This is a genomic window from Paenibacillus vini (assembly GCF_018403325.1).
GTDB lineage: Bacteria > Bacillota > Bacilli > Paenibacillales > Paenibacillaceae > Fontibacillus > Fontibacillus vini.
In genome coordinates, this window is the sequence record NZ_BOSL01000007.1 from 1 (window position 1) to 24405 (window position 24405).

Sequence of the window (24405 nt, forward strand, 5' to 3'; positions counted from 1 at the left end):
GTTTGGGTTAAAACGCAGGAGGATACGTCTGAATTTCATAAAGCGATGTAATTGTTTGAAATAGTGAGCTATTATGCGAACGAGCCATTTTTGGTGGGTAAGACTCCGGATTTAAGGGGCCTAGCCGTATATCCAATGAGATAAGAGGTTTTGTATGGATGTTTGGAGTTTAATTGGAAATTTCCAATATGAATAGATCAAAAGGGCTGTATAGGAGCTGTTGCTTGATGGTTCATTGGAAATATCCAATGAAACCGCAAGACCGGAGCGAATAGGATCATATTCATTGGAAATATCCAATCAAAACGCCAGATCGAAGCGTATAGGGTCACTTTTATTGGAACAAATCCAAACAAACCGATGGAGCGAGGCGTTACGGATCATTTCTATCGGAAAAATCTAATCAGAAGGCGAATCTATTGCTGTGAAATTAGAATGTCAGTGTAGAATGATTTACAATAGACGGAAGACGAATTTTTGAGCTGGAGGTTGATACTATGGATTTGGGACTGCAGCATAAAAAGGCGATTATTACCGGAGGCAGCAAGGGAATCGGACTAGCGACGGCGACTACGCTGGCATCCGAGGGGGCGCAAGTGGCTATTGTGGCACGTAATGAAGACAATCTGAGGGAAGCCGCGAAGTTGATTCAGGAAAAGACGGGCAACGCCCCAATATGGATTTCCGCAGACGTGTCCGTCCGTGAAGAAGCCGAGCGGGCTGTTCAAGAGGCGGCAGAGCGGCTTGGCGGCCTGGATATTCTCATAAACAATGCCGGTACGTCGGCAGCACGCCCATTTCCGGAGGTGGAGCATGATGCCTGGACAGCGGATCTGGATTTAAAGCTGTTCGGCGCGATTCATTTCTCGCGTGCGGCTTTACCGTTTTTGCGAAAGGCGGAAAATGGAGGAGCGATCGTGAATGTCACAGCGATCGGAGGCAAAACTCCTGGGGCCTCGTCCATGCCTACATCAGTAAGCCGGGCGGCCGGCCTGGCTTTGACCAAGGCGATGAGCAAGGATCTTGCAGGGGACGGCATACGGGTCAACGCGGTGTGCATCGGCTTAATTCGCAGCGATCAAATCGAACGAAAATGGAAATCGGCCGCACCAGAACTGGAATGGGAAGAGTTTGCCCGGGATCCGCGCCATGATATCCCGTTAGGCCGGATCGGTGAAGCGCAGGAGGCTGCGAATGTCATCGTTTTCCTGTCTTCGGGAGCGGCATCTTATATTACAGGGACTTCGGTCAATATTGATGGCGGGAAATCCACAGTATTATAAGCAATATAAGTAAATCGAGCGGAGCATCTTAACGGAACAGTACATCTATAAGGGTGGAGGAACAGTTATGAATATTGGCGCCATTGAAGCAGGCGGTACAAAAATGGTTTGTGGTATCGGGAACGAACAGGGGGAGATTCTGGACCGGGTCAGCTTTCCGACCACTCAGCCCGAAGAAACGTTGGCGCATATCATCGGCTATTTTTCGGATAAACCGGTTAGCGCGATCGGGATCGGCAGTTTTGGTCCCATCAATATAGATCCTAACAGCCCTCATTACGGACATATTACGACGACGCCGAAGCCAGGGTGGGGAAATTTCGATTTCTTGGGGACCATGAAAGACAAATTCCCGGTGCCTTATGGCTGGGATACGGACGTAAACGCGGCAGCGCTGGGTGAAGCGACATGGGGCGCGGCAAAAGGTTTGGACAGCTGTGTATATTACACGATCGGAACCGGGATCGGTTTGGGCATCGTGGCGGAAGGCCGAGGAATTCACGGATTGGTACACCCGGAAGGCGGACATATTCCGGTAAAACGTCATCCCGAGGATACGTTTCAAGGCGGCTGCCCTTATCACGGTGATTGTCTGGAAGGTATGGCCGCAGGACCAACGCTGGAGCTGAGATGGGGAATACCAGGCAGTGAGCTTCCGGATTCACACCCTGCGTGGTCGCTTGAAGCCTATTATATTGGCCAGGCCGTTACGACCACCATTCTAACCTTATCTCCTAAAAAGGTGATTTTGGGAGGAGGAGTGATGGGACAGAGTCACCTTTTCCCGCTGATTCGCTCGGAGGTGCAAAAGAACCTGCAAGGTTATGTCAGCGCTGCTGAGCTGGGCGCCGACATTGACCGGTACATTGTTCCGCCGGGGCTGGGAAATGACGCCGGCCTGAAAGGTGCGCTTGTTCTGGGACTCCAGGCATTGAAGCGCACCTAATCGGCAGGTCATCACTGAAATGTGACACCTGGACTATATAAAATATAGTCCATACATATAAGGGAGCTGAACGGTAGTTGGATTTTCGCTCAGACCTGTTGGCTTAAGAACCGGACTTTCCGGGTCGAACAGCACCGAGCATAACTCGGAGTTCCCGTTGATCGGGATAGTGTGATCCCCTATACGGAGTTCGAATTGGCTGTCCGTCAGGACGGAAATGACCGGCTTGTCCGGCTGGCCGTCTTCCGAGAATCCAGCCTGGGTGATCAAAGCGGCTGCATCGACGATCATCACGGTTCCAGCGTTGTTCTGATTGTCGGGACGAACCTGAAATGCTTGTTGAAGCACTTCCGACAAAACTGCATCATGCCAGGGTAAAATGGCCGTAAGCTCATCCAACCGGAAACGGGAAACCGCATCGGAGATCAGCAATGGCATGGCCTCCGGGTTACCGGCCCACTCCAGCAGATGGCCGTTGCGAAGGACGTCCGCATCGGCTGTCGGAGGTGCCCCGGTAACAGGAATTTCAACCTCCGGAACTTCCGGATCCATCGGAACCGCAAATACCCCCATAGCTATGATCTGACCGGTCAGGGACTCTACGACCCGGATGTGCTGCCGGAGTCCGCTAACACCTGCGTACGGGGCTGAGCCTATAAATTGCTGTAATTCCTGGAGACTCCATTCAATCGTTGCAGGCCGCTGCTGTAGCAGATTATGTACATTAAATATATCTTCCGGTATCATGTCGCGGACGGTCGCTGTTGCTGATCCTGATCCTGTTTCTCCCGCAACCTCGAGCGGCTTGTCTGAATTTGATTTGATCACAAACTTGCTGGCTCTACCGAAGGCCAAGCTGCCTGCTCGGGTATAAAGCGAGCGCTCTCCCGAAATGAACAGCAGCGAAGCGCCTGAGCGCTCAGCGTGCTCCCGGCATTGATTCAGCAGTTCACTGGCAAGTCCCAAGCCTCGGGATTGGGGGTCCGTGCAAACGGCCCCCACCGAGAATGCAAGGATCCGGCCCGTCCCCGACTTAATTTGAACCGGAACCAAGCCCATAAAGGATACCAGGTTTCCAGCCGGGTCAAAAGCTCCGTACGAATGGCTTATCCCCGTCCGAAACAGGGTGGGGAAGAAAGCCCCCATATCCCCTTGCATCCCGCTGCGGAATACTTTATTCGCTAAAGCCGCAGCCTCGTTTAGTTCATTTTCCCTGACTATTCTGATTTCCATCATTCATCATTCCCTTTAGTTTTTTTTCCTTAATTTTAAAAAAGAGAGCCCTTTTATTTTTTTAATCCCTAGTTTCATGCTATAATATGGATTGATTGTTGGAAACCTGCTGTTATAGTCATATTTTAACCTTTTTAAACTAATAATTAAATTTTGTTACATATCAACCGCAACTTTTTGAATCCTGTTCGGTAATAATGAAAGAAGAATCGAACGGGAAGAAGCGCATGGATGGGCGAGGAGGATCGCACTCAGATGACGGATTCCCAAATGATTCGTGAGATCAAGGAAGGCAATACGGAGCTGTACTCGGAGCTGATGCGAAGGTACCAGCGCAAGATATTGGCCTTTGTATATCACATGTTGAAGAGCGCTCATCTGGAGTTGCTCGCAGAAGATATATGCTCGGAAACGTTCTATAAAGCATTCCGCAGTTTGGATTCATTTCGCGAAGTAGACGCTTCTTTCTCCACCTGGCTGTACACCATCGCAAGAAATACCGTACTCAGTGAGCTGCGTAAGCAGCGCAGTGCCAATGTACCGTTGGAAGAGAGCGGTTTCGTGCCGGTAGCACCCGGCGAGGCCATTCCTGAGCAAGCCGTTTTGCGGAGCGAAAAGGTTGGCAAAGTACGGGAAGCGATTAACAATCTGCCTGAAAAACAAAGGTCGGCTCTTATTTTACGCGAATACGACCAGTTGGATTATCAGGAAATCGCCAGCATTTTAGGACAAAGCGTCAGCGCAGTGAAATCTCTGTTGTTCCGTGCGCGGAGTAGCGTTAAAAGTCAGCTTGAACCCTACTTTTATGAACCGATTTACGAGCATTACGAGGGGATGAAAAGCAGATGAATTGTAGAGAGGCCCAAGAACTGTTCGGATTGATGCCGGATCTTCCGGATCGTCATCCACAGCGCAAAATGCTGGAATGGCATCTTTTGGGCTGCGAATCCTGCGCGGCTGAATATCACATCTGGATGGAAAGCCTGGAAGCTGTTCAAGCTTTGCCGATTGAAATCAGCGAAGAGCAGGCCGAAGCCGTGAATCGCAAAGTAATGGATCGCATTTATGCGGAATCCCCGTGGCTTGCCCCGGATATTCGGGACAAGGGTCATTCCAAACGTCTGCGCCGGCGTGTCTCGATATGGGCGGGTGTTTTCCTGGCCGTTTTCCTTTGCAGTACGCTGTTGTTCGCTATTGGGGGTTCTCTAAAGGGCAGTAATGAAGCCAGCAAGCCGACGACCGGAATCGTACCCGCCGCGGTGGCTGCTGCCGATACCGAGATTTCGAATGATTTCTTGTTTGCGTTACCGAGTGTATCGCGTGGAATCGTGGAGCCGTTCGTCGTTCAATTGGGGCCTGCATATCCGCAATACTGGATGCTTTTATCGGCGGCAGGGATGGCCTTGGCTTTCGTTTCCTGGAATGGGATTCGCCGTTCGAGAAGATAATGGCTTCCGTAACTAGCAGTGAACGCTTCCTCCGCAACGCCGCGGTGAGAAGCGTTTTTTGTTTTATTACATGTTATAATGAACTTCACGAGAATTCTTCATCAGGATTAGGAGGGGAAATCATGTTGGTGGGATTGGTACGTCATGGGTTGACCGATTGGAATGCGGCCGGAAGAATTCAAGGCCAAAGCGACATTCCGCTAAATGAAGAAGGCCGCAGACAAGCACGGCTTTTGGCTTCACGTCTGCTTGATGAAAAGGAGTATCATTGGAATTATGTCATTACGAGCGGTTTGATGCGCGCGGAAGAGACAGGAAAAATTATTGCCGATAAACTGGACATCCCTCTCCTTGAACCCGATTCACGGATTAAAGAAAGAGCTTTTGGTCAGGTTGAAGGCTTGACGGCTCTGGAGAGAGAGGCGAAGTGGGGTAAGGATTGGAACCTGCTTGAGCTCGGACAGGAAAAAGAAGAAGGAATCCGGGCCCGGGCGCTTGCTTTCCTTCAGGATCTGGAAGGGAAATACGGGGACAGTAATGTATTGGTCGTGACCCATGGAGGACTACTTGCCCAGTTGTTTACGGCATTATATCAAGATCAGTGTACCCAGCGGATTGGCAATCTATCGCTTACCGTCCTGGAGAAATCAGAGATGGAATGGGCGCTGCGATTATATAACTGCACCCGTCATTTGGAAGAGATCATAGAAGAATCGAAGTAAAATATTCAAGCAATCCGGCAATCGTCCGGGTTGCTTTTTTTTATGCTGCCGAATAAATGCCGAAAAAATTCCCATAATGGTAGTAAAACGGCGAGGCGGTTAGGATATGAATCTGGCGGATATGCTTACATTTGCCGACATCGGACAGCTCAGCAGAATAGCAAACCATTACCAATGCGAATGCAACGGGAATTCCAAGCACGAATTGATTCAATCCATTCTACAGACGATCGGGCGAAGGGAATTTATAGAACACCATGTAGAGGGAATGAGTTTGGAAGATTTGCGGTTCCTGAATGGGTTGATCTTTGACGGACGCCGCCAATTCAGTTTGGAAGAATTGATCGCCTGTGCCCAGCAGTCACGTTTTACGGAAGATGCCAGAGAACGGGAAAGCCCGAGAGATGTCATCGCCAGATTCAGGCAGCGGGGATGGTTATTCCAGGGGATGACCCACAACACACGTTATTTGTTCGAGGTACCCGAAGATTTGAAGCGGCGTTTCCGTGAAGCCCTGGAGAACCGGTTCAGATCCGAACTCATGACCGCAAACGGAGAGCCGGCGATGTACCGGGAAGAGCCCGAACTGCTCTCCGAAGATTTGATCCTGTTTTTGCGCTATGTGCAGGAGCATGAGATTCCTCTTAACAACGAAGGGGTGATGTATCGCCGGAATCAACTGCAGATTCTGGAAAAGCTCCATATTTCAGAAGCACTTGTCGGTAAAGGATGGCGTTTCGGATACGGCCGCCGTTTTAAGGATTACCCGAACCGGCTTTCCTTATTGTACGACTACGCCAGTCATTGCGGATGGATCCGGGAAAATACGGACCGTTTAATCCTGACGACGGCGGGAGAGACATTTTTGGCGGAGGAAAGACGCGAGCCGATGATGCAGTTCGTCTACTTTTGGTTAAGACTTTATAAAGGGCCTATCCCTAACTTGCTCTCTTTGGCATATTGGATTGAACGCTGCTCCAGAGAGTGGGTAACCGCATCCTCGCTGTATGACAGGATGTCGTCCCTGATCAAGCCTTTCTTCTATGATTCGCCGGAATCCATTTTCGAGGAACGCATTTTGAGAATGATGCTTCATTTGGGGATGGTAAGGCTCGGAGAAGACGGCCAGGGGGTAAGGTACGTGCAGACGACTCCATTCGGAAAGTCCGCAGTACATAAGCTGCTCAAAGGCTAACACGTTTACCTTAACGCCGTTGACAACTGTCGTGGGTATTGTTAAAATCACTCCCAATTAAGGTAGCAGTTCATAACCAGGGGAGAGTGGTCGGCATGTTGCTGGGATATCAAGGGAAAAAGCCTTTGCTCGATAATTCGGTATTTGTAGCGGACGGAGCTAAGATAATTGGCGACGTCAAAATAGGCGCAGAATCTACGATTTGGTACAATGCCGTGCTCCGAGGCGACTTGGCCGGTATTTCCATCGGGAAGCGCAGCAATATTCAAGACGGGGCAATCGGTCATGTTAATACCAATCAACCGTTGATCGTTATGGATGATGTCTCGGTAGGCCACGGGGCAATCATCCATGGCTGCACGATAGGCCAAGGCACATTAATCGGTATGGGGGCGATCGTCTTAAACGGCGCCGAGATCGGTGAATATGCTTTAGTAGGAGCAGGTTCTCTAGTTACGGAAAACAAGATTATTCCACCCTATACTCTTTCCTTGGGTTCACCGGCCAGAGTCGTTCGCGAGCTGACCGAGGAGGATCTGCTGCGAATGAAATTAACGGCGGAGAGCTATGTGGTGAAAGGAAAAGAATATAGGATCTCTTAACAATGGGTTGGAGGTGCATCCTATGGATCAGATGAAGGTTACTTATGAAGCAATGCTCAGTTTGGCGGCGGAGATGGTATGGGACGAGGCGTTACGCAAACATCGGTCGGAGCAAATTTACAGCGAGATCGACAACGCTCTGGCAAAAGGCGATGAGCTGGCCTTCCGGCTTCTTACGGATGAACTGAAGACATTGGAAAAATAAAAAGAAATGCCCGAAGGCATTTCTTGGGCTGCCGGGAAAGTCTCGGCAGCTATTTTTTTAAGGTTTAATCGAATCTGCGAATGGATGGCAGCGACAGGACCAACAGAACAGTCAGGATACCCATCCCGGAGAAAAGAGTCATGGTCTCCGTTCCGCCGATATGATCGGCCAACCACCCGATGGCGATATAGCCTAGCGGGAGCAGGGCGAACGATCCCAGCATATCGAGGCTGGCTACGCGGCCGAAGGCCTGCTCCGGTACGAGTTCCTGGAGGCTCGTCTCCCAGATCAGTCCGAACATCATAATGCCGAATCCCTCCAGAGCAAAGAGGGCGCAAAGACCGATCGCCGACGTGGTAAAGGCCATCAGAAACAGGGCCAAACCGCTTAGGAAGGCTCCGCCGTAGGCTAAGAGGCCACGACGGCGCCATTGGCTGCGCGTACCGAACAGTAGCCCGGCGAGGATCGCACCGGCACCCGAACAAGTTACGGCGATGCCATATATGTAAGGGGTCATTTCAAGGTGGACTTTAAATAACCACGGAATGAGGACGATCACCAATCCGCCGTAACAAATATTAATGAAGGAAAATGCCAGAATCGTAACCCAAAGCCATGGATTGCTTTTGAGGACGTTTATGCCTTCCGCAAAATCTCCCTTAATATCGGAGCTCTGCTTGATCTCCTTTTTATGGGCTGGAATCAGCCTGCGCAGGAATAAGAGACATCCGAAAGAAGCGGCGTAGGTCAAAGCGTCGAGCCCGATTCCCCAGCCCGCGGACAGAAAGGTCACCAGCAGTCCGCCAAGGGAAGGGCCGATCAGCCGGACGGCCTGGTTGCTGATCTGGGTCAATGCATTGGCGGAATTGCGAATATCGGGTGTAAACACACTGGCCCGCACAGCGGCATATGCCGGCTGAAAAAGGCCGTCCATCATCCCGTATAAGGCAACGAGCACAAACAGAATGCCGATGGACAAGCTGTCGGTAAACAAAAGAATGGCGATAGCCATCATCAAGACGAAGCGCGCCGCATCGGTGAAGAGCATGATGCCGGTCCGGTTATAACGGTCCACGATCCATCCGGACACGGGGAGCATCAAAATGTTGGGGAGCATGTACGTGGCCATAATAAAGCCCATAATGGTCGTCGATCCGGTAATGGTATAAACGACTACCGGAAGAATAATCATCGTAACGGAGCTGCCCAGGAAAGAAATCAGCTGCCCAAGCCAAAGGAAGGGGAATGGTCGGGATTGCCGGAAAGGCGCGGCAAACTGGTCTATAAATTTTATCCTTCCGGTTGCCCGGGGCTGGCTTTGTGTTTCAATTTCCATAAAAGGGACTCCTCCATAAGCGCTTTTTTCTATATATTATAAAGTAAAGATAATAGGAGGGGGATTTTTTTATGAAATTCAGCGAAGTGGAACCCGAGACATGGGAAGAACTGAGCCCATACCTGGATACATGCTTGATTCCTGTTACCGGCCTTACCGGAGAAGAAAAACCGTATGAAGTGACGGGGGCTTTGGAAAGGCTAAGAGATATCATGGATTGGGTGGAGCTCCCTTTCCAGGGGAGAGTTGTCACATATCCTTCTTTTCAATACGGACGGGAAGAGATTGCCGAACAGATCAATTCGGTTTGCCGTAAAGTCAAGAGTTCCGGTTTTGCTTTCGCTATCGTGATCTCTGAAAATGTGGAATTTGCATCGGATGTGCTGCCGGACGCCGATCTGATCATTACTCCGGGCCGTTATTCACCTAATGACAACCGTGCGGCGACTCTGGAGGTCAAAGGTCAAATTCAACAAATGTGGCAAACTGGCCGCAAGTAATGATTGTGACAAATTATCGACATTTTCAGAAGGGTTAGCTCCCGGAAGGTGGAAAAGATGTGTCAAATTCTTGACGCTCTTAGAAGGCTAATATATTATTAATATGTCTTACACATAAGTGTGATTAATGTCATTGAAATGGAGAAAGAATTGGCTGGCAAAGGGGGTTGAAGACAGTATGAGCAATCAGCACGAAGAGCATGAATCATCGCATAAACCGCCCGTACGTAAGGAAATGTCCCGTCGGCAGTTTCTTACATATACTCTGGGAGGCGCTACCGCTTTTATGGCAGCCGGTGTGACGCTTCCGATGGTTCGTTTTGCCGTGGACCCTATTCTGCAGAAGAAAGGCGAAGGCGCTTTTGTAAAAGTGGTCGAAATCAGCAAAATTACGAGCGAACCGCAGGAATTTACATTCGAACTGAAACAGCAGGACGGATGGTACTTAAGTACGGCGAATCTCACGGCCTGGATCCGGAAGGACGAGAGCGGGAAAATTTATGCGCTTTCACCGATCTGTAAGCATTTGGGCTGCACAATCGGCTGGAACAACGACAAGAATTTCCCGGACGAATACCACTGTCCGTGCCATGGAGCGCATTATACGAAGGAAGGCAAACAGCTTGCCGTTGCGTCGAAACCGCTCGACGAGTACAAGGTAATGCTGAAGGACGACTGGGTCTATTTGGGCGAGATTATCCCGAATACCATTGTGAAATAAGGAGGCGTAGATTCAGATGTTTAAAAATGTGTACAACTGGATTGACGAACGTCTTGATATCACGCCGATCTGGAGAGATGTTGCCGATCATGAAGTACCGGAACATGTCAATCCGGCGCATCATTTCTCGGCGTTCGTATATTGCTTTGGCGGCTTGACGTTTTTTATTACGGTAATCCAGATTCTTTCGGGGATGTTCCTGACGATGTACTATGTTCCCGATATCATTAATGCTTACAACAGTGTCGAGTATCTGCAGACCCAGGTCGCGTTCGGACAAATCGTCCGCGGGATGCACCACTGGGGAGCGAGCTTGGTCATCGTGATGATGTTCCTGCATACGCTGCGCGTGTTCTTCACCGGCTCTTACAAAGCGCCGCGCGAAATGAACTGGGTAGTGGGCATGCTCATCTTTTTCGTTATGATCGGACTCGGTTTGACGGGATACTTGCTTCCTTGGGACAATAAGGCTTACTTTGCGACCAAGGTTACACTGGAAATTGCGAATTCGATTCCCGTATTGGGACCGATACTTAAGGAACTGCTGCAGGGCGGTACAATTGTCGGCGCCGAAACACTTACCCGTTTCTTCGCCATCCATGTGTTCTTCCTTCCTGCCGTGCTGTTGATCCTTCTGGTTGGACACTTTATTATGATCCGCAGACAGGGGATTTCCGGTCCTCTGTAAGATGTAATAGAGCGCTAGAAGGTAAACTGTGATCATTTCAACAAATTGAGAAGGGAGGCATTTACATGGCTCATGGAGACAAATCGAAACAGGAAAAAGTCGTATTTGTCGGCGATTCACGGGTCCGCAGAGGAAAAGGGTTCATTACTCCTCCCGACTATACGGCCTATCCGGGTAAATCGGAGGCCTTCATTCCAAACTTTCTGCTCAAAGAATGGATGGTTGGGGTTGTCGTTCTTGTCGGGTTTCTCGTACTGACGATTTCGGAACCGGCACCGCTCGGTTTTCCGGCCAATCCCAGCGCTTCGGTTATTCCGATGCCGGACTGGTACTTCCTGTTCCTGTATCAATATCTGAAATACCCTTATGCTTCCGGTGATTTTGTCGTATTGGGTACCCTTGGTATTCCTACCGTCGCTTTCGGGGGACTGCTGCTGGCTCCGTTCCTGGACCGCGGCAAAGAACGGCGCTTTTACAAACGTCCGATCGCATCGGCACTCATGTTTCTGTCGCTGATTTCCCTGGTGTACTTGACGAACTTTGCATGGACGCATTACAAGCATGAACTTGAAGCTTCGGGAACAGAGCCGGAACATATCCAGCGTGAAGAAAAAGCGAGGGAGAACCGGGAGAAAGGTTTGCCGACCTCAAGCGGAACGAAGCAGGAAGAAGTCGCGATCGTGGATAAGGACGATCCGGCGATGGAAGCCTATAAGACTGCAACGTGTATTTCTTGTCACGCAGCCGATCTAAAAGGCGCGGGCGGTCCTTCGCTTCGCGGAGTTGGCGACAAGCATGATAAGGATGCTATCCTTGCCATAATTAAGGAAGGCTACAACGGCAAGATGCCGCCGATGTACGACACGGCGATCAGCAACGGTCTGACCGACCAGGACATCGACCATTTGGCCGAGTGGCTTGCGAAACAAAAAACGGAACAGTAAAATAGTAGTAAACGAAAACCTGATCGTTTTGGCGGTCAGGTTTTTTTTAGATTTTACATAGGGAAAAGGGGTAGAGGTTTGAAATTATCACTCTTCTGGAGCCGTTCATTCTTATCTTCGCGGCTGCTGTTGTGGCCTTTGTTTATTTGTAATCTACTTGGTACGATCTACGGATACATATGGTATGAAAGCCAATTGCGGGACACCTGGGTAAATCATCCGAAATGGCAGCTTGTTTTCGTTCCGGACAGTCCGACGGCAAGTCTTTTCTTTACATTGGCCCTGTTGTTCCTACTGTTTCCGGCCCAACTGGGAAAATATCATTTCCTCCGCACTCTTATTGAAGGATTGGCTGTAGTGACCAGCGTGAAATATGGAGTATGGGCAGTCAGTATGATTTTTGGCGGATATGCTCAAGGCGGGGAGTTGGTCTGGCAGGACTGGATGCTGGTCGCTTCCCATTTGGCTATGGCCGTCGAAGCCCTATTGTATGTCCGATTGTTCAAATTTGGGACAAGCATGCTGCTGTGCGCGGGTGCCTGGACGCTGCTTAACGATGCGGTAGACTATATGTTTGAAGTATATCCCTGGCTGCCGCAGCCGCTGTGGGATGACGTTCCGGCTGTCATGGTCTTTACCATTTGCCTGACCATGGCCAGTGTGGGAGCCGGCTGGCTGGCCCTCAGAGGCGCTAAAAGAAATAGGATCAGCCGAGTTCAATAGATCATCTTAATTGGACCCAAGTTCTAAGGTTGGACAGCCCGCCATACCATGGTGGTAGGGAGGGGATTGTCCGTGAATAATGCAATTAGGAAAATTATATTGTATTCGTTACTGGGTATTTCATTTATGCTCGGCGGATTGCTGCCATATGGCGCCGGATCGGTCGCAGCCGCCTCTGATTCGCCAAAGGAAACTACCAAAGGCTTGGTACAGGGGGATAAGGAGAAGCTGGCCCTATTCGAGCAAGCGGCCGAAGAACTGTATCGGGATATGCAAGAGGGGAATACGCAAGGGGCTCATCAGCAAATGGAGCGTTTGACCGACTCTCTGGAGGGACTCTCTTTTAAAGGGCTGACCTCGGTTGAGGGAATACATGCCCTGGCGGAGAGCATCATAGATGTCCGTGAGACGCTAGCTAGGGCAGAGGTCTCTCCCGAAGAATGGGCTTCATCGTCCGCAAGGCTCAGATTGGCGGTAAACAGCCTGGCACATCAGGATAATGCGCTTTGGCTTCAATACTACAAAGTGATGGCTGATGATATGGAGAAGATGCACAGAGGCAGAACCAAGGGGAGTCCCGCTTTGTTTCGTGAGGCTTTTCTGGCTTTGCAGTCGCATTATGCTATGATCCGGCCCGCTGCGGTGATTCGCAAGGACGCTTCCGAAATCAACCGCTTCGATTCCTGGATGTCCTATGTCGAGCGGCTCAGCAATGATAAAGCTTGGGATGAGCCATCCGCAGGCAAGGCGGTGAGCCAAGGCGAAAGACTGCTCAAGGAGCTGTTTGGACGAAAAACGGGGGAACCCGTATTTTTGCCGATTACCGGATTCGGAAGCCCCTGGTACTGGAGCGTGCTGATCGGCGGGTGGATTGTGCTGGCGCTGGCTTATACCGGACTCCGGAAATACCGAGCCGACCAGACCGTAATGTCGGTTCATGCAAAAAAAGACAGGGCGGACAGCTACCGGTTTTAAAGAAAGTTTCAAAGTGCTTTATTATAAAAAAGACGCCGTTTAAGGCGTCTTTTCTTTGTTCCTGACATGATTTCATATAACCATGAACGGAACCCTTGTAGGATATTCTAATCCTCCTTGAAGCCTTCGCCGTGCACGTCATGCACATCGCTGATGATGATAAACGCCCGCGGATCGACCGATTTGGCGATCGCAGTGAGGCGTCTGATCTCCTGCCGGGATACGACGCAGTAAGCCATGTGCTTGGCTTGCTTAGAATAAGCGCCGATCGCCGGAATCAGCGTAACCCCGCGGTCCATGTCCCGTGTAACAATGTCCGCGATTTGCGGAGCATGGTCGCTGATGATCGTAAGTGCTTTGGCTGCGTAAGCCCCCTCCTGAATGAAGTCGATGACTTTGGAGGCGATAAATACGGCGACGAGAGTGTACAGTATATTTTCTTTGGCTACATAGAATAGAGACAATCCGATAATGATGATATCGATCGTCAGGATGACCTGTCCCATGCTGAATCCGTATTTCCGCCCCAAAATCCGGGCAATAATGTCCGATCCCCCGGTTGTCCCGCCAAAGCGGAAAACAATGCCGAGCCCTGCTCCGAGAGTGACCCCGGCATACAAAGATGCCAGGATATAATCCGTTTCAAACGTCTCGATCCATCCGGAATCAATCATTTTTTCGAAAATCCATAGAAAGAACGAAAGCGACCCGATTCCGATTCCCGTATATATAATTTGGCGGCCGCCGAGGATTTTCCAACCCAGAAAGAACAGCGGGATGTTAATAACCAGGTTGGAAAGCGAGGGGGAAATCCCGAAAGCGTATTTGAGCAGGATGGTTATGCCCGTTACGCCGCCCTCCATCAATTGATTGGGTATAATGAAATAAAGAAGCCCGAAGGCATAGACGGCCGTCCCCAAAAGAATTGGAAGTATCGTCTTCATGTAACCTGAGAGTTTACCAGTGTTCATTCAATTAATCCCTCACCTATCGTTTGTATGATGATTTTTAAGCAGTACACCTTAGTATACCTTTTTACGGTACGATTAAAAAATGATTTGTTTTCAAATCTTCTTTACGATAACATAGTTATGATATCAGACCTTAAACGGAGGGATGGCCCTTGAAAGAGAAGTCTCTCGCCGAGCTGCAGCGTGAAGTGGACCAATACATATCCCAATTTAAAGAAGGTTATTTCAGTCCGCTCGCGATGCTGGCCCGGATGAGCGAAGAAGTCGGCGAATTGGCCCGCGAAGTGAACCATACTTATGGTGAGAAGCCGAAAAAGGCGGACGAAGCCGATAATTCGATCGAGCTGGAATTAGGCGATATCTTGTTCATCACGATGTGTTTCGCCAATTCGCTCGGTATTGATTTAACGTCTGCACACGATAAAGTGATGCATAAATTTAATACCCGCGATGCTACACGTTGGACCAAAAAGAACACCGATTAGGACCAATCTTCATATGCTGTAGTAATATCAGCCCATCGACAGGGGGACGGCAGATGAAGTCAGAGGAATACTTGAAAAAAGCTTACCGGAGCATCTACGAGAACGACTTTGAACAGGCGATCCAATGGTTTGAGCAGGCGCTTGCCCTCGAGCCGGACAATGGGGATATCCACTATAGATGTTCGATAACCTGCGCCAGAAGCAACCGCTTGGAGAAAGCGCTGGTCCATGCCCGATTGGCGGCGGCTTTGGCTCCTTTGCAGGAGGAATATATGCTGCACTTTGACCGTTTGCAGTCCAAGGAACTGACCCTTATGGCCAAGAGATTGCTGGAGGGAGAATCCGGAGGAAGCTCGGTGAATAAAGCGGGAGCCGCAGAGCCTGCATTAAGACTGCTGGAACGGGCGGTGGAGTTGGATCCGTTGTCCGTGGACGCCCAAATCTGGCTGGCGATCGCGTATACGGAATTAGAGCAATACGAATCGGCTTTAAACGCCGCCCAAGAAGCGGCCTCTTTGCCGCAGGATGACGGGATTGCCAAACAACTGCAAGAATTGGAACAAAGAATCAGGGAATATATGGAGTAAAATAATTTCTAGAGAATGCGGGGGATCTCGGGTGGGTGAACAGATTAGAGTAGCTGTTGCAGGAGCGGCAGGCAGAATGGGTAAAGAAGTAATAAAGATGGTTCTGGAAGATCCGGAACTTCTATTGGTCGCTGCTATCGGCCAAAGTGATGAAGGAGTTGACGCAGCCTCTATCGTCGGGCTTCCGGCATGCGGCGTCCGGATGACTACGGATCTGGAGCTTGCTTTAGTTGAGAGTAAACCTCAGGTATTGGTCGATTTTACTACCCCGGCGTCCGCTTATGACAACACTGCATTAGCGGTCAAGCACGGGGTAGCTCCGGTGGTCGGAACGACCGGATTTACTCCGGAGCAAATCGAGCTTCTGGACAAGCAGTGCAAAGATAAAGGCATCGGCGGATTGATAGCTCCGAACTTCTCGATCGGCGCCATTCTTATGATGAAGTTTGCAGCTCAGGCCGCGAAATACTTCCCTCATCTGGAGATCATCGAGTATCATGGGGATCAGAAGCTGGATGCCCCTTCCGGTACCGCGGTCAAAACCGCGGAGTTGATCGCAATGAACCGTGAGGAGCTTCGTCAAGGAAATCCGAAGGAAGAAGAAACGATCGAAGGCTCGCGGGGCGGTTACTACAACGGATTCCGTATTCACAGCGTCCGCCTGCCCGGCGTATTCGCGCAGCAGGAGGTGATCTTCGGCGGCTTCGGACAGACGCTGAAGATCCGGCATGATTCCTATGATCGCGCGGGTTATATGCCCGGCGTGAATCTGGCGGTTAAAAAGGTGCTGGAATATCAAGGCATGATCTACGGATTCGACCATTTTGTGGATTGACAGAGGGAGAGTTAAACATGTTGAATATTGCTTTTATTGCCCATGACCGTAAAAAAGAAGATATCGTTAATTTTGTAATTGCGTACGAGCATGTCTTTAAGGATAAGAAGCTGTACTCTACCGGGACAACGGGTCTGCGGATCATGGAAGCGACGGAGTTGAAAATTCATCGATTTCTGTCCGGTCCGCTCGGCGGCGATCAGCAAATCGGATCTTTGATCGCGCAGAACGAAATGGATCTCGTGATTTTCTTCCGTGATCCGTTGATGGCGCAGCCGCATGAGCCGGATATTACGGCATTACTGCGTCTTTGCGATGTTCATGGTATCCCGGTAGCAACGAACCTGGCGACGGCGGAGATTCTCGTAAGAGCGCTCGATCGCGGGGATTTCGCATGGCGGGAGCTGGTCGAGAATAATAAGCCGGGGCTGGGACAATGAGCGAGAACCTGGATATTCTTATTTTCGGCGCTCATGCCGACGATGCGGAGATCGGAATGGCAGGTACGATCGCCAAGCAGGTAGCCGCAGGATATAAGGTGGGCTTATGCGATTTGACCCAGGCGGAGATGTCATCCAACGGTACCGTGGAGCTTCGTAAGCAGGAAGCGTTGGCGGCGGCCGAGGTGCTCGGAGCTTCGCTCCGCATAAACCTGGGATTGCCGGACCGTGGATTGTCGGGAACACCCGAACAAATCGCGAAGGTGACCGAAGTAATCCGCATGTATGAACCTTCGGTAATTTTTGCCCCATATTGGGAGGATCGTCATCCCGATCATGTGGCTTGCAGCAAACTCGTGGAAGAAGCCGCGTTCAACGCCAAGCTCCGCCGCTATATGCCGGACAAGCCGGCGGTACCGGCTCCGGAGCTGTATTATTATTTCATCAACGACTGGAAAACCCCGGATTTACTGGTGGATGTAACGGATTGTTACCCCAGCAAGATAGAGGCACTCGGCTGCTACCGTTCGCAATTCGGACAGGCTTCCGCAGGAGAGGATGTGGCTCTTACTCCGCTGAATCAAGGTTACGTGGAGCGGGTTCAAGCCAGAGACTCCCTGCTAGGACAGCGCAAGCTGATTCCGTATGCGGAAGGTTTTGCTGTTAAAACACCGTATCTGGTTAATCTATTCGGGTCCGGCCGCTCATAAACTATACAGGATCAGAACTAATAAGGAGGCCCCCACCATATGGACCCATTTTTGAAAATAGGAATTACCTGCTATCCGTCGCTTGGCGGCTCGGGGGTAGTAGCGACCGAACTGGGTAAACAGCTGGCGGAAAAGGGACATGAGGTCCATTTTATTTCCCACAGCGTTCCTTTCCGGCTCGGCAGCTTTCACAAAAATATTAAATATCATGAGGTCGAGGTCAGCGATTATTACGTGTTCCGGTATCCTCCTTACGATTTGTCCCTGGCGACCAAAATGGCGCAGGTGGCGAAAGAGCAGGAGCTGGATGTGCTGCATGTCCATTATGCCGTTCCTCATGCGGTATGTGCTTTTCTGGCGAAGCAGATGGTCGGGGACAAACTGAAGGTTGTCACGACGCTGCACGGGACGGATATCACGGTTCTGGCTCAGGACGAGTCTCTTAAGGATTTGATTCGTCTTGCGATTAACGAAAGTGATGCCGTAACCTCGGTCTCCCTGGATTTGATGCGGGAAACTCGTGAAGTACTGGATATTACGCGGGATATCGATTTGACTTACAACTTTGTGGACGGAAGAGAATACTATCCGCGGAGTACCTGCGAATGCCGCCGCGATTTTGCCGATCCGGAAGAGAAAGTGCTGATGCATATTTCCAACTTCAGACCGGTGAAGCGCGTAAGCGACGTCGTTGACGTCTTTAATTTGGTCAATCAACAAATTCCATCCCGGTTGCTGTTTGTCGGAGAAGGACCGGATTTACCTAAGGTACAGTGGAAAATCAAAGAGATGGGACTCAGCGACAAAGTCCATTTCCTTGGCAAGCAGGACGACATCGCCCAAGTGATCTCGATGGCCGATGTGCTTCTGCTACCTTCGGAAAAGGAAAGCTTTGGTCTCGTGGCCTTGGAAGCTATGGCCTGCGGCGTGCCGACCGTCGGATCGATAGCAGGCGGAATTCCGGAGCTTGTGGCTCACGGGGAGACCGGATTTTTGGCGCCGATCGGAGATGTTCGCCAAATGGCCGACTACTGCATTTCCTTGTTAAGTCAGCCGGAGCTGGCAGCACGGGTCCGTGAAGCGTGTTTGAAGCGGGCGAAGTCCGAGTTCAGCAGCGATATTATTACAGCCGCCTATGAATCGATTTATTACCGCGTGTTGGACCGTAAGCTGCCGCAAATTAAGCCGGCCTGCGGTTAAACGGCAAGTTGGAGGTTTATGGATCATGAGCCTATGGAAGATGGCAGACCCCCTGATGCGACATCAGGGGGAAAAGGTGCTTGCGCGCCTGCTGGAAAACGGGTACCAGGCCTATTTCGTCGGCGGCTGTGTCCGCGATGAAATTATGGGACGACCCGTCCATGATATGGATATAGCAACTTCGGCTAAGCCTGAAGATGTGATAAGGCTGTTCGATCACACCATTCCGACGGGACTCCAGCATGGGACGGTTACTGTGGTATCTGGTGATCATGTCTTTGAGGTAACCACGTTTCGTAAAGAGTCGGAATATGAAGATCACCGTCATCCCTCTAGCGTGGAATTCGTAGAGAGGCTCACCGAGGATTTGCAGCGGCGCGACTTTACGATGAATGCGATAGCCGGAGACGGGGAAGGCAGGCTTACCGATCCTTTCGGCGGGCGCGAAGATATTGAAGCCGGCCTGATTCGCTGCGTGGGCGATGCTTCGGAGAGGTTTGACGAAGACGCCCTGCGCATGATGCGAGCTGTCCGCTTCGCATCCGTATTCGCGTTCCGTCCGGTGAAAAGCCTATGGTCGGCGATGCGCGCCGGCAGATCGAAAATCGCCTTCATCGCCATGGAACGAATTCGAACCGAGCTGGAAAAGATCGTGCTGGGCCCGTATCCGGTGCGGGGACTGGCCATGCTTCAGCGCAGCGGATTGCTCAAATATGTGAAGGCACCGGTGCCCCAAGCGGCCCTGATTCCTTTTTCGAAGACGGAGGAGCGCTCGTCATGGATTGCTGCCTTGGAACGATGTTCGCCGGACCGGCCTGAAATACGATGGTCTCTACTGCTGCAAGCACTTGATGTAACTGGGGATGAGTCTGCAATCTTGATGAAAGAATGGACATTCTCCAATGCAGCGGCGCAAATGGCTGCCGCACTCGTCCGGTTTGACGAGCTCTGGAGTACCGTGAAATTGTCCGGGATGGAAGAGCGGCTCAAGCGGCAAAGCTGGATAGAGCTGCAGTTGGCATTCGGAAAAGCGGTTGCCGCCAATTGGCTGCTTCGTCAGGAGACTCTGCTGGGAGTCCTTAGTTCGGACCCTACCACTCATGAGAGACTCAGTCTACTGGAGCAAGAGGAAGCGAAGTGGCATGAGGAAGTCGTTATCCATACGCTACAGGAGTTGGCCGTGACCGGCGGGGATGTGATGCAACATCTCGGCAAGCGGGGTGGTCCGTGGTTAGGGGAATTAATGAACCGCTTGCTGCTCGGGGCCGCTGCCGGGGACTGGGCAAACGAACGGGAAACTCTGCTGGAACATGCGAAAGTTGTGGTGAATGATAATGGAACATCTTAGATTGCTGGACATTCTGCGCGAACACCGCGGAGCGTATATATCGGGCGAGGAGATCAGCCGGCGCCTCTCAATCAGCCGAACTGCAGTATGGAAGCAGATCAATAAGCTTCGGGAGGAAGGCTATGAATTCGAAGCGGTGTCCCGTAAAGGGTACCGTCTTGTTTTTGCACCGGACAAGCTAGAGGAAGGCGATGTGTTGGAAGGACTCCAAACAAAATCTTTCGGCAGACATTTGAACCTGATGGAAGTAACGTCGTCGACGCAGGAGGCAGCAAGGCTGCTTGCGGAAGAGGGCGCACCCGAAGGAACATTGGTCATCGCCGAGGAGCAAACCGGGGGCCGCGGCCGCCAAGGGAAGAGATGGTATTCTCCAGCCCGTAAAGGGATATGGATGAGCTTGCTCCTGCGACCGCAGCGTCCCTTGTCATTTGCGCCGCAGCTCACCCTGTTGACCGCTGTGGCGGTGTGCCGGGCGATTAGAAAAGTTACCGGGGTGGATGCGGGAATCAAATGGCCGAACGATTTGCTGGTTCAAGGCAAAAAAATATGCGGGATCTTGATCGAATCCGTCGGCGAAGATGAGCGGATCAAATATTGCATCGCCGGTATCGGGATCGATGTCAATGTAGAGCTGGAAGAACTGCCTACCGAACTTCATACAGTCGCTACCTCGCTCAAGATTGAGAGCGGCCAAACTCAAAGCCGTGCAACCTTGATTTCGGCCGTAATGAATGAGTTGGAGCAGCTCTACAATCTCTATGAAGAGGAAGGCTTCGCACCTATCAGGCATTTATGGGAAGCCTTATCGGTGACGTTAGGCAAGCGCGTGACCGTGAAGACCCCACGCGGCGAGACCGAGGGGACGGCCGAGGCTTTAGACGAGACCGGCGCGCTGGTTCTGCTGGACGATACAGGCAATATCATCACGATTTTCTCAGGAGATGTACAACTTGCATGATGAAAAATGCAAAACATTTTGTTATACTGTCCTCAAGAGGCGATATCGGTATTCGAATTGCACTCTTGAGGGCACAATATAGCTTATTTTGAGTTGATGAGATTTCCACGGTGACGTTGGATTCTGCTCTGAGCCGAAGAGGACCGAGACAGAAAGAACGAGCGACAGTGACTCTTCTTTGGATTTCGGACCTTTTTAGTGCCTAAACTAAAAGGTTTTTTTGGCGTGTCCGCGAACGAAACGCTCACGACCGGAAAGCCGGAGGAGATGGAGAAACAATGGCTGTTAAACATCCACTGAACATTGTAAAGATGAAAAAAATGAAGCAGGAAGGCAATCCGATTACGATGATTACCGCCTATGACTATCCTTCCGCCAAGCTGGCGGAAGAGGCGGGCATCGACGTGTTGCTGGTCGGCGATTCGCTCGGGAACGTGGTGCTCGGATATGATTCCACCATACCGGTAACGACCGACGATATCGTATACCATACCCGGGCGGTTGCCCGCGGAGCGCAGCATACCTTTATCGTAGCCGACCTGCCTTTTATGACATATCACGGAAGTATTGATGAAACTCTGAAGACCGTGCGGCGGATCATGCAGGAGGGCGGCGCCCATGCCGTGAAGATGGAGGGCGGCCCCGAAATTGCCCCTGCGGTTCGAAGAATTGTTGAGGCCGGTGTCCCTGTACTAGGCCATATCGGGTTGACGCCTCAGTCCGTCAACCAGATCGGGGGTTATCGCATACAGGGTAAGGATGAGCGCGATGCCCGGCGATTGCTGGAGGAAGCAAAGGCGTTGGAGAGCGCCGGAGTGTTCGGCATCGTTCTGGAACTGGTGACAGAAGAAGTAGCCGCAGCAATTACGGAGCAGATTTCCGTTCCGACGATCGGCATCGGTGCCGGCCGGAAGGTTGACGGTCAAGTGCTGGTATTTCATGATGTACTGAAATACGGCTCGGATTACCGGGAGAAGCGGTTCGTCAAAACTTACGCCGATATCGGTGCCGAGATTCGCACTGGCATATCACAATATGTAAGTGAAGTGAAGGGCAAAGCGTTTCCGGAAGAAAAACACGGGTTTGCCGCCGAAGACGGTGTGATCGAGCAATTATACGGCAAAGGGAAGGTGGAGTCCCGGTCATGAAAGTGTTTAGAGAGATCAGGGAACTAAAGGAATACTTAAAGATCGAGCGGATTAAAGCCGCTAAAGATAGAAAATTTCCCAAAACGGGACTTGTTCCTACGATGGGATTTCTGCATGAGGGCCATGCGAGCTTGCTGCAGCGGGCACGTCAGGATAACGAAATCGTCGTTCTTAGCATTTTTGTGAATCCGATCCAGTTCGGACCGAATGAGGATTTCGACCGCTATCCTCGCGATGAAGACAAGGATCTGGCGCTGGCTGAACGCGAAGGCGTGGACGCCGTGTTCCTGCCAAGCGTGGAAGAAATGTATCCCCATCCTACGGCGACAAAGATCAAGGTGGAGGGATTGACGGAGCGGTTGTGTGGAGCTTCACGCCCGGGACATTTTGACGGAGTGACGACTGTCGTGGGCAAACTGCTTCATATTGTTCAGCCTACTAACGCATATTTCGGACAAAAGGACGCACAACAGGCGGCGGTGATCGCGCAAATGGTTCAGGATCTCAATTTCGATGTCGAGATCATACCTTGTCCAATTATCCGCGAGAGCGACGGCGTCGCGTTAAGCTCGCGTAACGTGTATTTGAGCGCTGAGCAGCGGGAAGCAGCCAAGGTGTTATCCAGAAGCCTGCAGAAGCTGCAGTCCGGCGTGGAGGCCGGTGAGAGCATTACTGCGGGGGAAGCACTCAAGGCATTGACGGAGGCGATTCAGGCCGAGCCACAGGCGGTAATCGATTATGTGGAGATTGTCCATTATCCGCGCTTGAATCCTGTTGAGGAGTCGACAATTCTCAAGGATGCGGAAGAACCGGTCCTCGTTGCGCTGGCCGTAAAATTCGGAACGACGCGCTTAATCGATAACGTAATTTTGATGAAGAAGGGAGAGGCGCTGCATGTATAGAACGATGATGAAATCGAAAATTCACCGCGCTACCGTAACGGAGGCGAATTTAAATTATATCGGCAGCATTACGATCGACGAGAGCTTGATGGAATCGGCCGATCTGCTTGAAAACGAAAAGGTGCAAATCGTCAACAACAACAATGGTGCCCGGCTGGAAACCTATGTTATTCCGGGACCGCGCGGAAGCGGGGTCATTTGCTTGAACGGAGCCGCTGCACGGCTGGTGCAACCCGGCGATCAGGTCATTATTATCTCCTATGCACAAATGTCGCCTGAAGAGCTGAGAAGCCACAAGCCTACGGTCGTGTTCGTGGACGAGAATAACTTTCCGGTCGAAACCGGGAGCCAGGAGCTGCACGCGACGGTACGCTAACCCCTTCGTATGCAATTAATGCCTCCGGGAATGAAAAGCCCGCCAAAGACAAAAAATGAACGTAAGGCTCAAGCTGCTTTCATTTTCGTTAAAGGTGGGATGCGAATGATGTTTCAGCATGTATTTGCGGAAATGAATGACATGTTGGATGAAATCGTGACCTTATACCCTGTTGCCCAAGGCGACCAGAAGCAAGAACTGGCTAAGAAATGGCATTTGCTCAAGCATATGAGTGACGGCATTATTGAGGAATGGCTTAATTTTGAAGAGAAAATGGGCGATTTCCACCAGAGCTGGGCAAGTCCGGACAGCGGAAAAAGCGCCCAGCTTCCCGAAATGAATTGCGCTGCTTTTATTAAAGGACAAGGGTATTATAAACTTTTAATGTTTTCCCAGGCATTGCCTCAGTTTGAGATTTCTTTGGAAACCTATCCAGAAAGCACGGTGGTTCGAACCTATTTGGCGATGTGCCATATGCATCTGGAACAGTTTGGAGAAGCGGTTGCTCATTTCTGGAAAGTGCTGGAGGGTTCCGGTAGTAAACGACTTCGTTCGATTATTTATAACGCGCTCGGCTGCATTGAAGCCCGGCAAGGCGTGCGCACGAAAGCGAAGGAATATTTTACTTTGGCCCATTATCATGATCCTTCGCTGCCCGAGCCTTTGGCCAATCTGGAAGCCTGTATGAAGAGCTCCGGGAAGCTCCAGTACGGAAACGAATTGACGTCGCTGCTGTAATGTAATCCGGTCACCTGAGTTACAAAAGCCATGATTCAGAAGAGCGGTGCATGTCCCCTTTCAATGGGGGAGCATCGCTCTTTATTGTGTCCGCATTGCCGGGGATACCGTCTACACCGGAATTTTCAAAACGGCTTACTTCTGTTATGCTGTAAAAGAGACTGGAACGAAAGGGACTTTGGAACT

Annotated in this window: 29 protein-coding genes; 26 read left to right on the plus strand and 3 right to left on the minus strand. The window is 50.9% G+C overall.

Annotated elements, in window-relative coordinates; all coding sequences use genetic code 11:
• Positions 1 to 497 precede the first annotated feature (497 nt).
• Positions 498 to 1283 (plus strand): SDR family NAD(P)-dependent oxidoreductase, encoded by a 786-nt coding sequence (locus tag KJS57_RS12020; protein WP_213654988.1) that lies wholly within the window; start codon positions 498 to 500, stop codon positions 1281 to 1283.
• 67 nt (positions 1284 to 1350) lie between these two features.
• Positions 1351 to 2229 carry an ROK family protein gene (locus KJS57_RS12025; protein ID WP_213654989.1) on the plus strand — a complete coding sequence of 293 codons (879 nt, stop codon included), beginning with the start codon at positions 1351 to 1353 and terminating at the stop codon, positions 2227 to 2229.
• A gap of 33 nt (positions 2230 to 2262) precedes the next feature.
• Here the strand turns inward: KJS57_RS12025 and KJS57_RS12030 are convergent, their stop codons facing one another.
• A complete protein-coding gene (locus KJS57_RS12030) occupies positions 2263 to 3465 on the minus strand; it encodes a GNAT family N-acetyltransferase (RefSeq protein ID WP_213654990.1) in 1203 nt (400 codons plus the stop codon).
• Positions 3466 to 3717: 252 nt separating this feature from the next.
• On the opposite strand from KJS57_RS12030, the gene KJS57_RS12035 reads away from it, so the two are divergent.
• The 6 genes from KJS57_RS12035 (at position 3718) to KJS57_RS12060 (ending at position 7634) form a co-directional block, all read left to right on the plus strand.
• Positions 3718 to 4311 (plus strand): RNA polymerase sigma factor, encoded by a 594-nt coding sequence (locus tag KJS57_RS12035; protein WP_211020863.1) that lies wholly within the window; start codon positions 3718 to 3720, stop codon positions 4309 to 4311.
• Complete coding sequence (locus KJS57_RS12040; protein ID WP_211020862.1) at positions 4308 to 4910, plus strand: anti-sigma factor; 603 nt, start codon at positions 4308 to 4310, stop codon at positions 4908 to 4910. The genes KJS57_RS12035 and KJS57_RS12040 overlap by 4 nt, the downstream gene beginning before the upstream one ends.
• A gap of 122 nt (positions 4911 to 5032) precedes the next feature.
• Positions 5033 to 5632 carry a histidine phosphatase family protein gene (locus tag KJS57_RS12045; protein ID WP_211020861.1) on the plus strand — a complete coding sequence of 200 codons (600 nt, stop codon included), beginning with the start codon at positions 5033 to 5035 and terminating at the stop codon, positions 5630 to 5632.
• Positions 5633 to 5738: 106 nt separating this feature from the next.
• Complete coding sequence (locus tag KJS57_RS12050) at positions 5739 to 6827, plus strand: hypothetical protein (RefSeq protein ID WP_211020860.1); 1089 nt, start codon at positions 5739 to 5741, stop codon at positions 6825 to 6827.
• A 95-nt stretch (positions 6828 to 6922) separates the two neighbouring features.
• Positions 6923 to 7429: a gamma carbonic anhydrase family protein gene (locus KJS57_RS12055; RefSeq protein ID WP_211020859.1), complete on the plus strand. Its 507-nt coding sequence runs from the start codon at positions 6923 to 6925 to the stop codon at positions 7427 to 7429.
• A gap of 22 nt (positions 7430 to 7451) precedes the next feature.
• The gene (locus tag KJS57_RS12060; protein WP_211020858.1) at positions 7452 to 7634 is read left to right on the plus strand and encodes an IDEAL domain-containing protein; all 183 of its coding nucleotides are present in this window, start codon (positions 7452 to 7454) and stop codon (positions 7632 to 7634) included.
• A gap of 64 nt (positions 7635 to 7698) precedes the next feature.
• Here KJS57_RS12060 and KJS57_RS12065 read toward each other — a convergent pair whose 3' ends face one another.
• The gene (locus tag KJS57_RS12065; RefSeq protein ID WP_211020857.1) at positions 7699 to 8970 is read right to left on the minus strand and encodes an MFS transporter; all 1272 of its coding nucleotides are present in this window, start codon (positions 8968 to 8970) and stop codon (positions 7699 to 7701) included.
• A gap of 71 nt (positions 8971 to 9041) precedes the next feature.
• On the opposite strand from KJS57_RS12065, the gene KJS57_RS12070 reads away from it, so the two are divergent.
• The 6 genes from KJS57_RS12070 (at position 9042) to KJS57_RS12095 (ending at position 13521) form a co-directional block, all read left to right on the plus strand.
• Positions 9042 to 9470, plus strand: a complete 429-nt coding sequence (locus tag KJS57_RS12070) for a DUF2487 family protein (protein ID WP_213654991.1) — start codon at positions 9042 to 9044, stop codon at positions 9468 to 9470.
• Positions 9471 to 9648: 178 nt separating this feature from the next.
• Positions 9649 to 10191 (plus strand): QcrA and Rieske domain-containing protein, encoded by a 543-nt coding sequence (locus tag KJS57_RS12075; protein WP_211020855.1) that lies wholly within the window; start codon positions 9649 to 9651, stop codon positions 10189 to 10191.
• A gap of 16 nt (positions 10192 to 10207) precedes the next feature.
• A complete protein-coding gene (gene qcrB, locus KJS57_RS12080; RefSeq protein WP_211020854.1) occupies positions 10208 to 10879 on the plus strand; it encodes a menaquinol-cytochrome c reductase cytochrome b subunit in 672 nt (223 codons plus the stop codon).
• 65 nt (positions 10880 to 10944) lie between these two features.
• Positions 10945 to 11823 (plus strand): menaquinol-cytochrome c reductase cytochrome b/c subunit, encoded by an 879-nt coding sequence (locus KJS57_RS12085; protein ID WP_211020853.1) that lies wholly within the window; start codon positions 10945 to 10947, stop codon positions 11821 to 11823.
• Positions 11824 to 11901: 78 nt separating this feature from the next.
• Positions 11902 to 12546 carry a DUF1405 domain-containing protein gene (locus KJS57_RS12090; RefSeq protein WP_213654992.1) on the plus strand — a complete coding sequence of 215 codons (645 nt, stop codon included), beginning with the start codon at positions 11902 to 11904 and terminating at the stop codon, positions 12544 to 12546.
• A 72-nt stretch (positions 12547 to 12618) separates the two neighbouring features.
• Entirely contained in the window at positions 12619 to 13521 is a 903-nt protein-coding gene (locus KJS57_RS12095) for a sporulation protein YpjB (RefSeq protein ID WP_244861507.1), read from the plus strand.
• A 107-nt stretch (positions 13522 to 13628) separates the two neighbouring features.
• Here KJS57_RS12095 and KJS57_RS12100 read toward each other — a convergent pair whose 3' ends face one another.
• A complete protein-coding gene (locus tag KJS57_RS12100; protein WP_213654993.1) occupies positions 13629 to 14492 on the minus strand; it encodes a YitT family protein in 864 nt (287 codons plus the stop codon).
• Positions 14493 to 14644: 152 nt separating this feature from the next.
• Here KJS57_RS12100 and KJS57_RS12105 point away from each other — a divergent pair, with 152 nt between their 5' ends.
• The 12 genes from KJS57_RS12105 (at position 14645) to KJS57_RS12160 (ending at position 24219) form a co-directional block, all read left to right on the plus strand.
• Entirely contained in the window at positions 14645 to 14977 is a 333-nt protein-coding gene (locus KJS57_RS12105) for a nucleotide pyrophosphohydrolase (protein WP_211020850.1), read from the plus strand.
• A 53-nt stretch (positions 14978 to 15030) separates the two neighbouring features.
• Positions 15031 to 15564: a tetratricopeptide repeat protein gene (locus KJS57_RS12110; RefSeq protein ID WP_213654994.1), complete on the plus strand. Its 534-nt coding sequence runs from the start codon at positions 15031 to 15033 to the stop codon at positions 15562 to 15564.
• A 31-nt stretch (positions 15565 to 15595) separates the two neighbouring features.
• On the plus strand, positions 15596 to 16399 hold the full coding sequence (dapB, locus tag KJS57_RS12115; protein WP_211020848.1) for a 4-hydroxy-tetrahydrodipicolinate reductase: 804 nt from the start codon (positions 15596 to 15598) through the stop codon (positions 16397 to 16399).
• Between the two features lie 17 nt (positions 16400 to 16416).
• Entirely contained in the window at positions 16417 to 16839 is a 423-nt protein-coding gene (gene mgsA, locus KJS57_RS12120; RefSeq protein WP_211020847.1) for a methylglyoxal synthase, read from the plus strand.
• Positions 16836 to 17549, plus strand: coding sequence for a bacillithiol biosynthesis deacetylase BshB1 (bshB1, locus tag KJS57_RS12125; RefSeq protein ID WP_213654995.1), 714 nt, complete (start codon positions 16836 to 16838; stop codon positions 17547 to 17549). The genes mgsA and bshB1 overlap by 4 nt, the downstream gene beginning before the upstream one ends.
• A gap of 39 nt (positions 17550 to 17588) precedes the next feature.
• Positions 17589 to 18749, plus strand: a complete 1161-nt coding sequence (bshA, locus tag KJS57_RS12130) for an N-acetyl-alpha-D-glucosaminyl L-malate synthase BshA (protein WP_213654996.1) — start codon at positions 17589 to 17591, stop codon at positions 18747 to 18749.
• A gap of 25 nt (positions 18750 to 18774) precedes the next feature.
• On the plus strand, positions 18775 to 20097 hold the full coding sequence (locus tag KJS57_RS12135; protein ID WP_213654997.1) for a CCA tRNA nucleotidyltransferase: 1323 nt from the start codon (positions 18775 to 18777) through the stop codon (positions 20095 to 20097).
• A complete protein-coding gene (locus KJS57_RS12140) occupies positions 20081 to 21055 on the plus strand; it encodes a biotin--[acetyl-CoA-carboxylase] ligase (protein WP_213655162.1) in 975 nt (324 codons plus the stop codon). The genes KJS57_RS12135 and KJS57_RS12140 overlap by 17 nt, the downstream gene beginning before the upstream one ends.
• Before the next feature lie 278 nt (positions 21056 to 21333).
• Complete coding sequence (gene panB, locus KJS57_RS12145) at positions 21334 to 22203, plus strand: 3-methyl-2-oxobutanoate hydroxymethyltransferase (protein ID WP_213654998.1); 870 nt, start codon at positions 21334 to 21336, stop codon at positions 22201 to 22203.
• Complete coding sequence (gene panC / locus KJS57_RS12150) at positions 22200 to 23105, plus strand: pantoate--beta-alanine ligase (protein ID WP_213654999.1); 906 nt, start codon at positions 22200 to 22202, stop codon at positions 23103 to 23105. The genes panB and panC overlap by 4 nt, the downstream gene beginning before the upstream one ends.
• On the plus strand, positions 23098 to 23481 hold the full coding sequence (gene panD, locus KJS57_RS12155; RefSeq protein WP_213655000.1) for an aspartate 1-decarboxylase: 384 nt from the start codon (positions 23098 to 23100) through the stop codon (positions 23479 to 23481). The genes panC and panD overlap by 8 nt, the downstream gene beginning before the upstream one ends.
• Before the next feature lie 108 nt (positions 23482 to 23589).
• Complete coding sequence (locus tag KJS57_RS12160) at positions 23590 to 24219, plus strand: tetratricopeptide repeat protein (RefSeq protein WP_213655163.1); 630 nt, start codon at positions 23590 to 23592, stop codon at positions 24217 to 24219.
• The last annotated feature ends 186 nt before the right edge of the window (positions 24220 to 24405 follow it).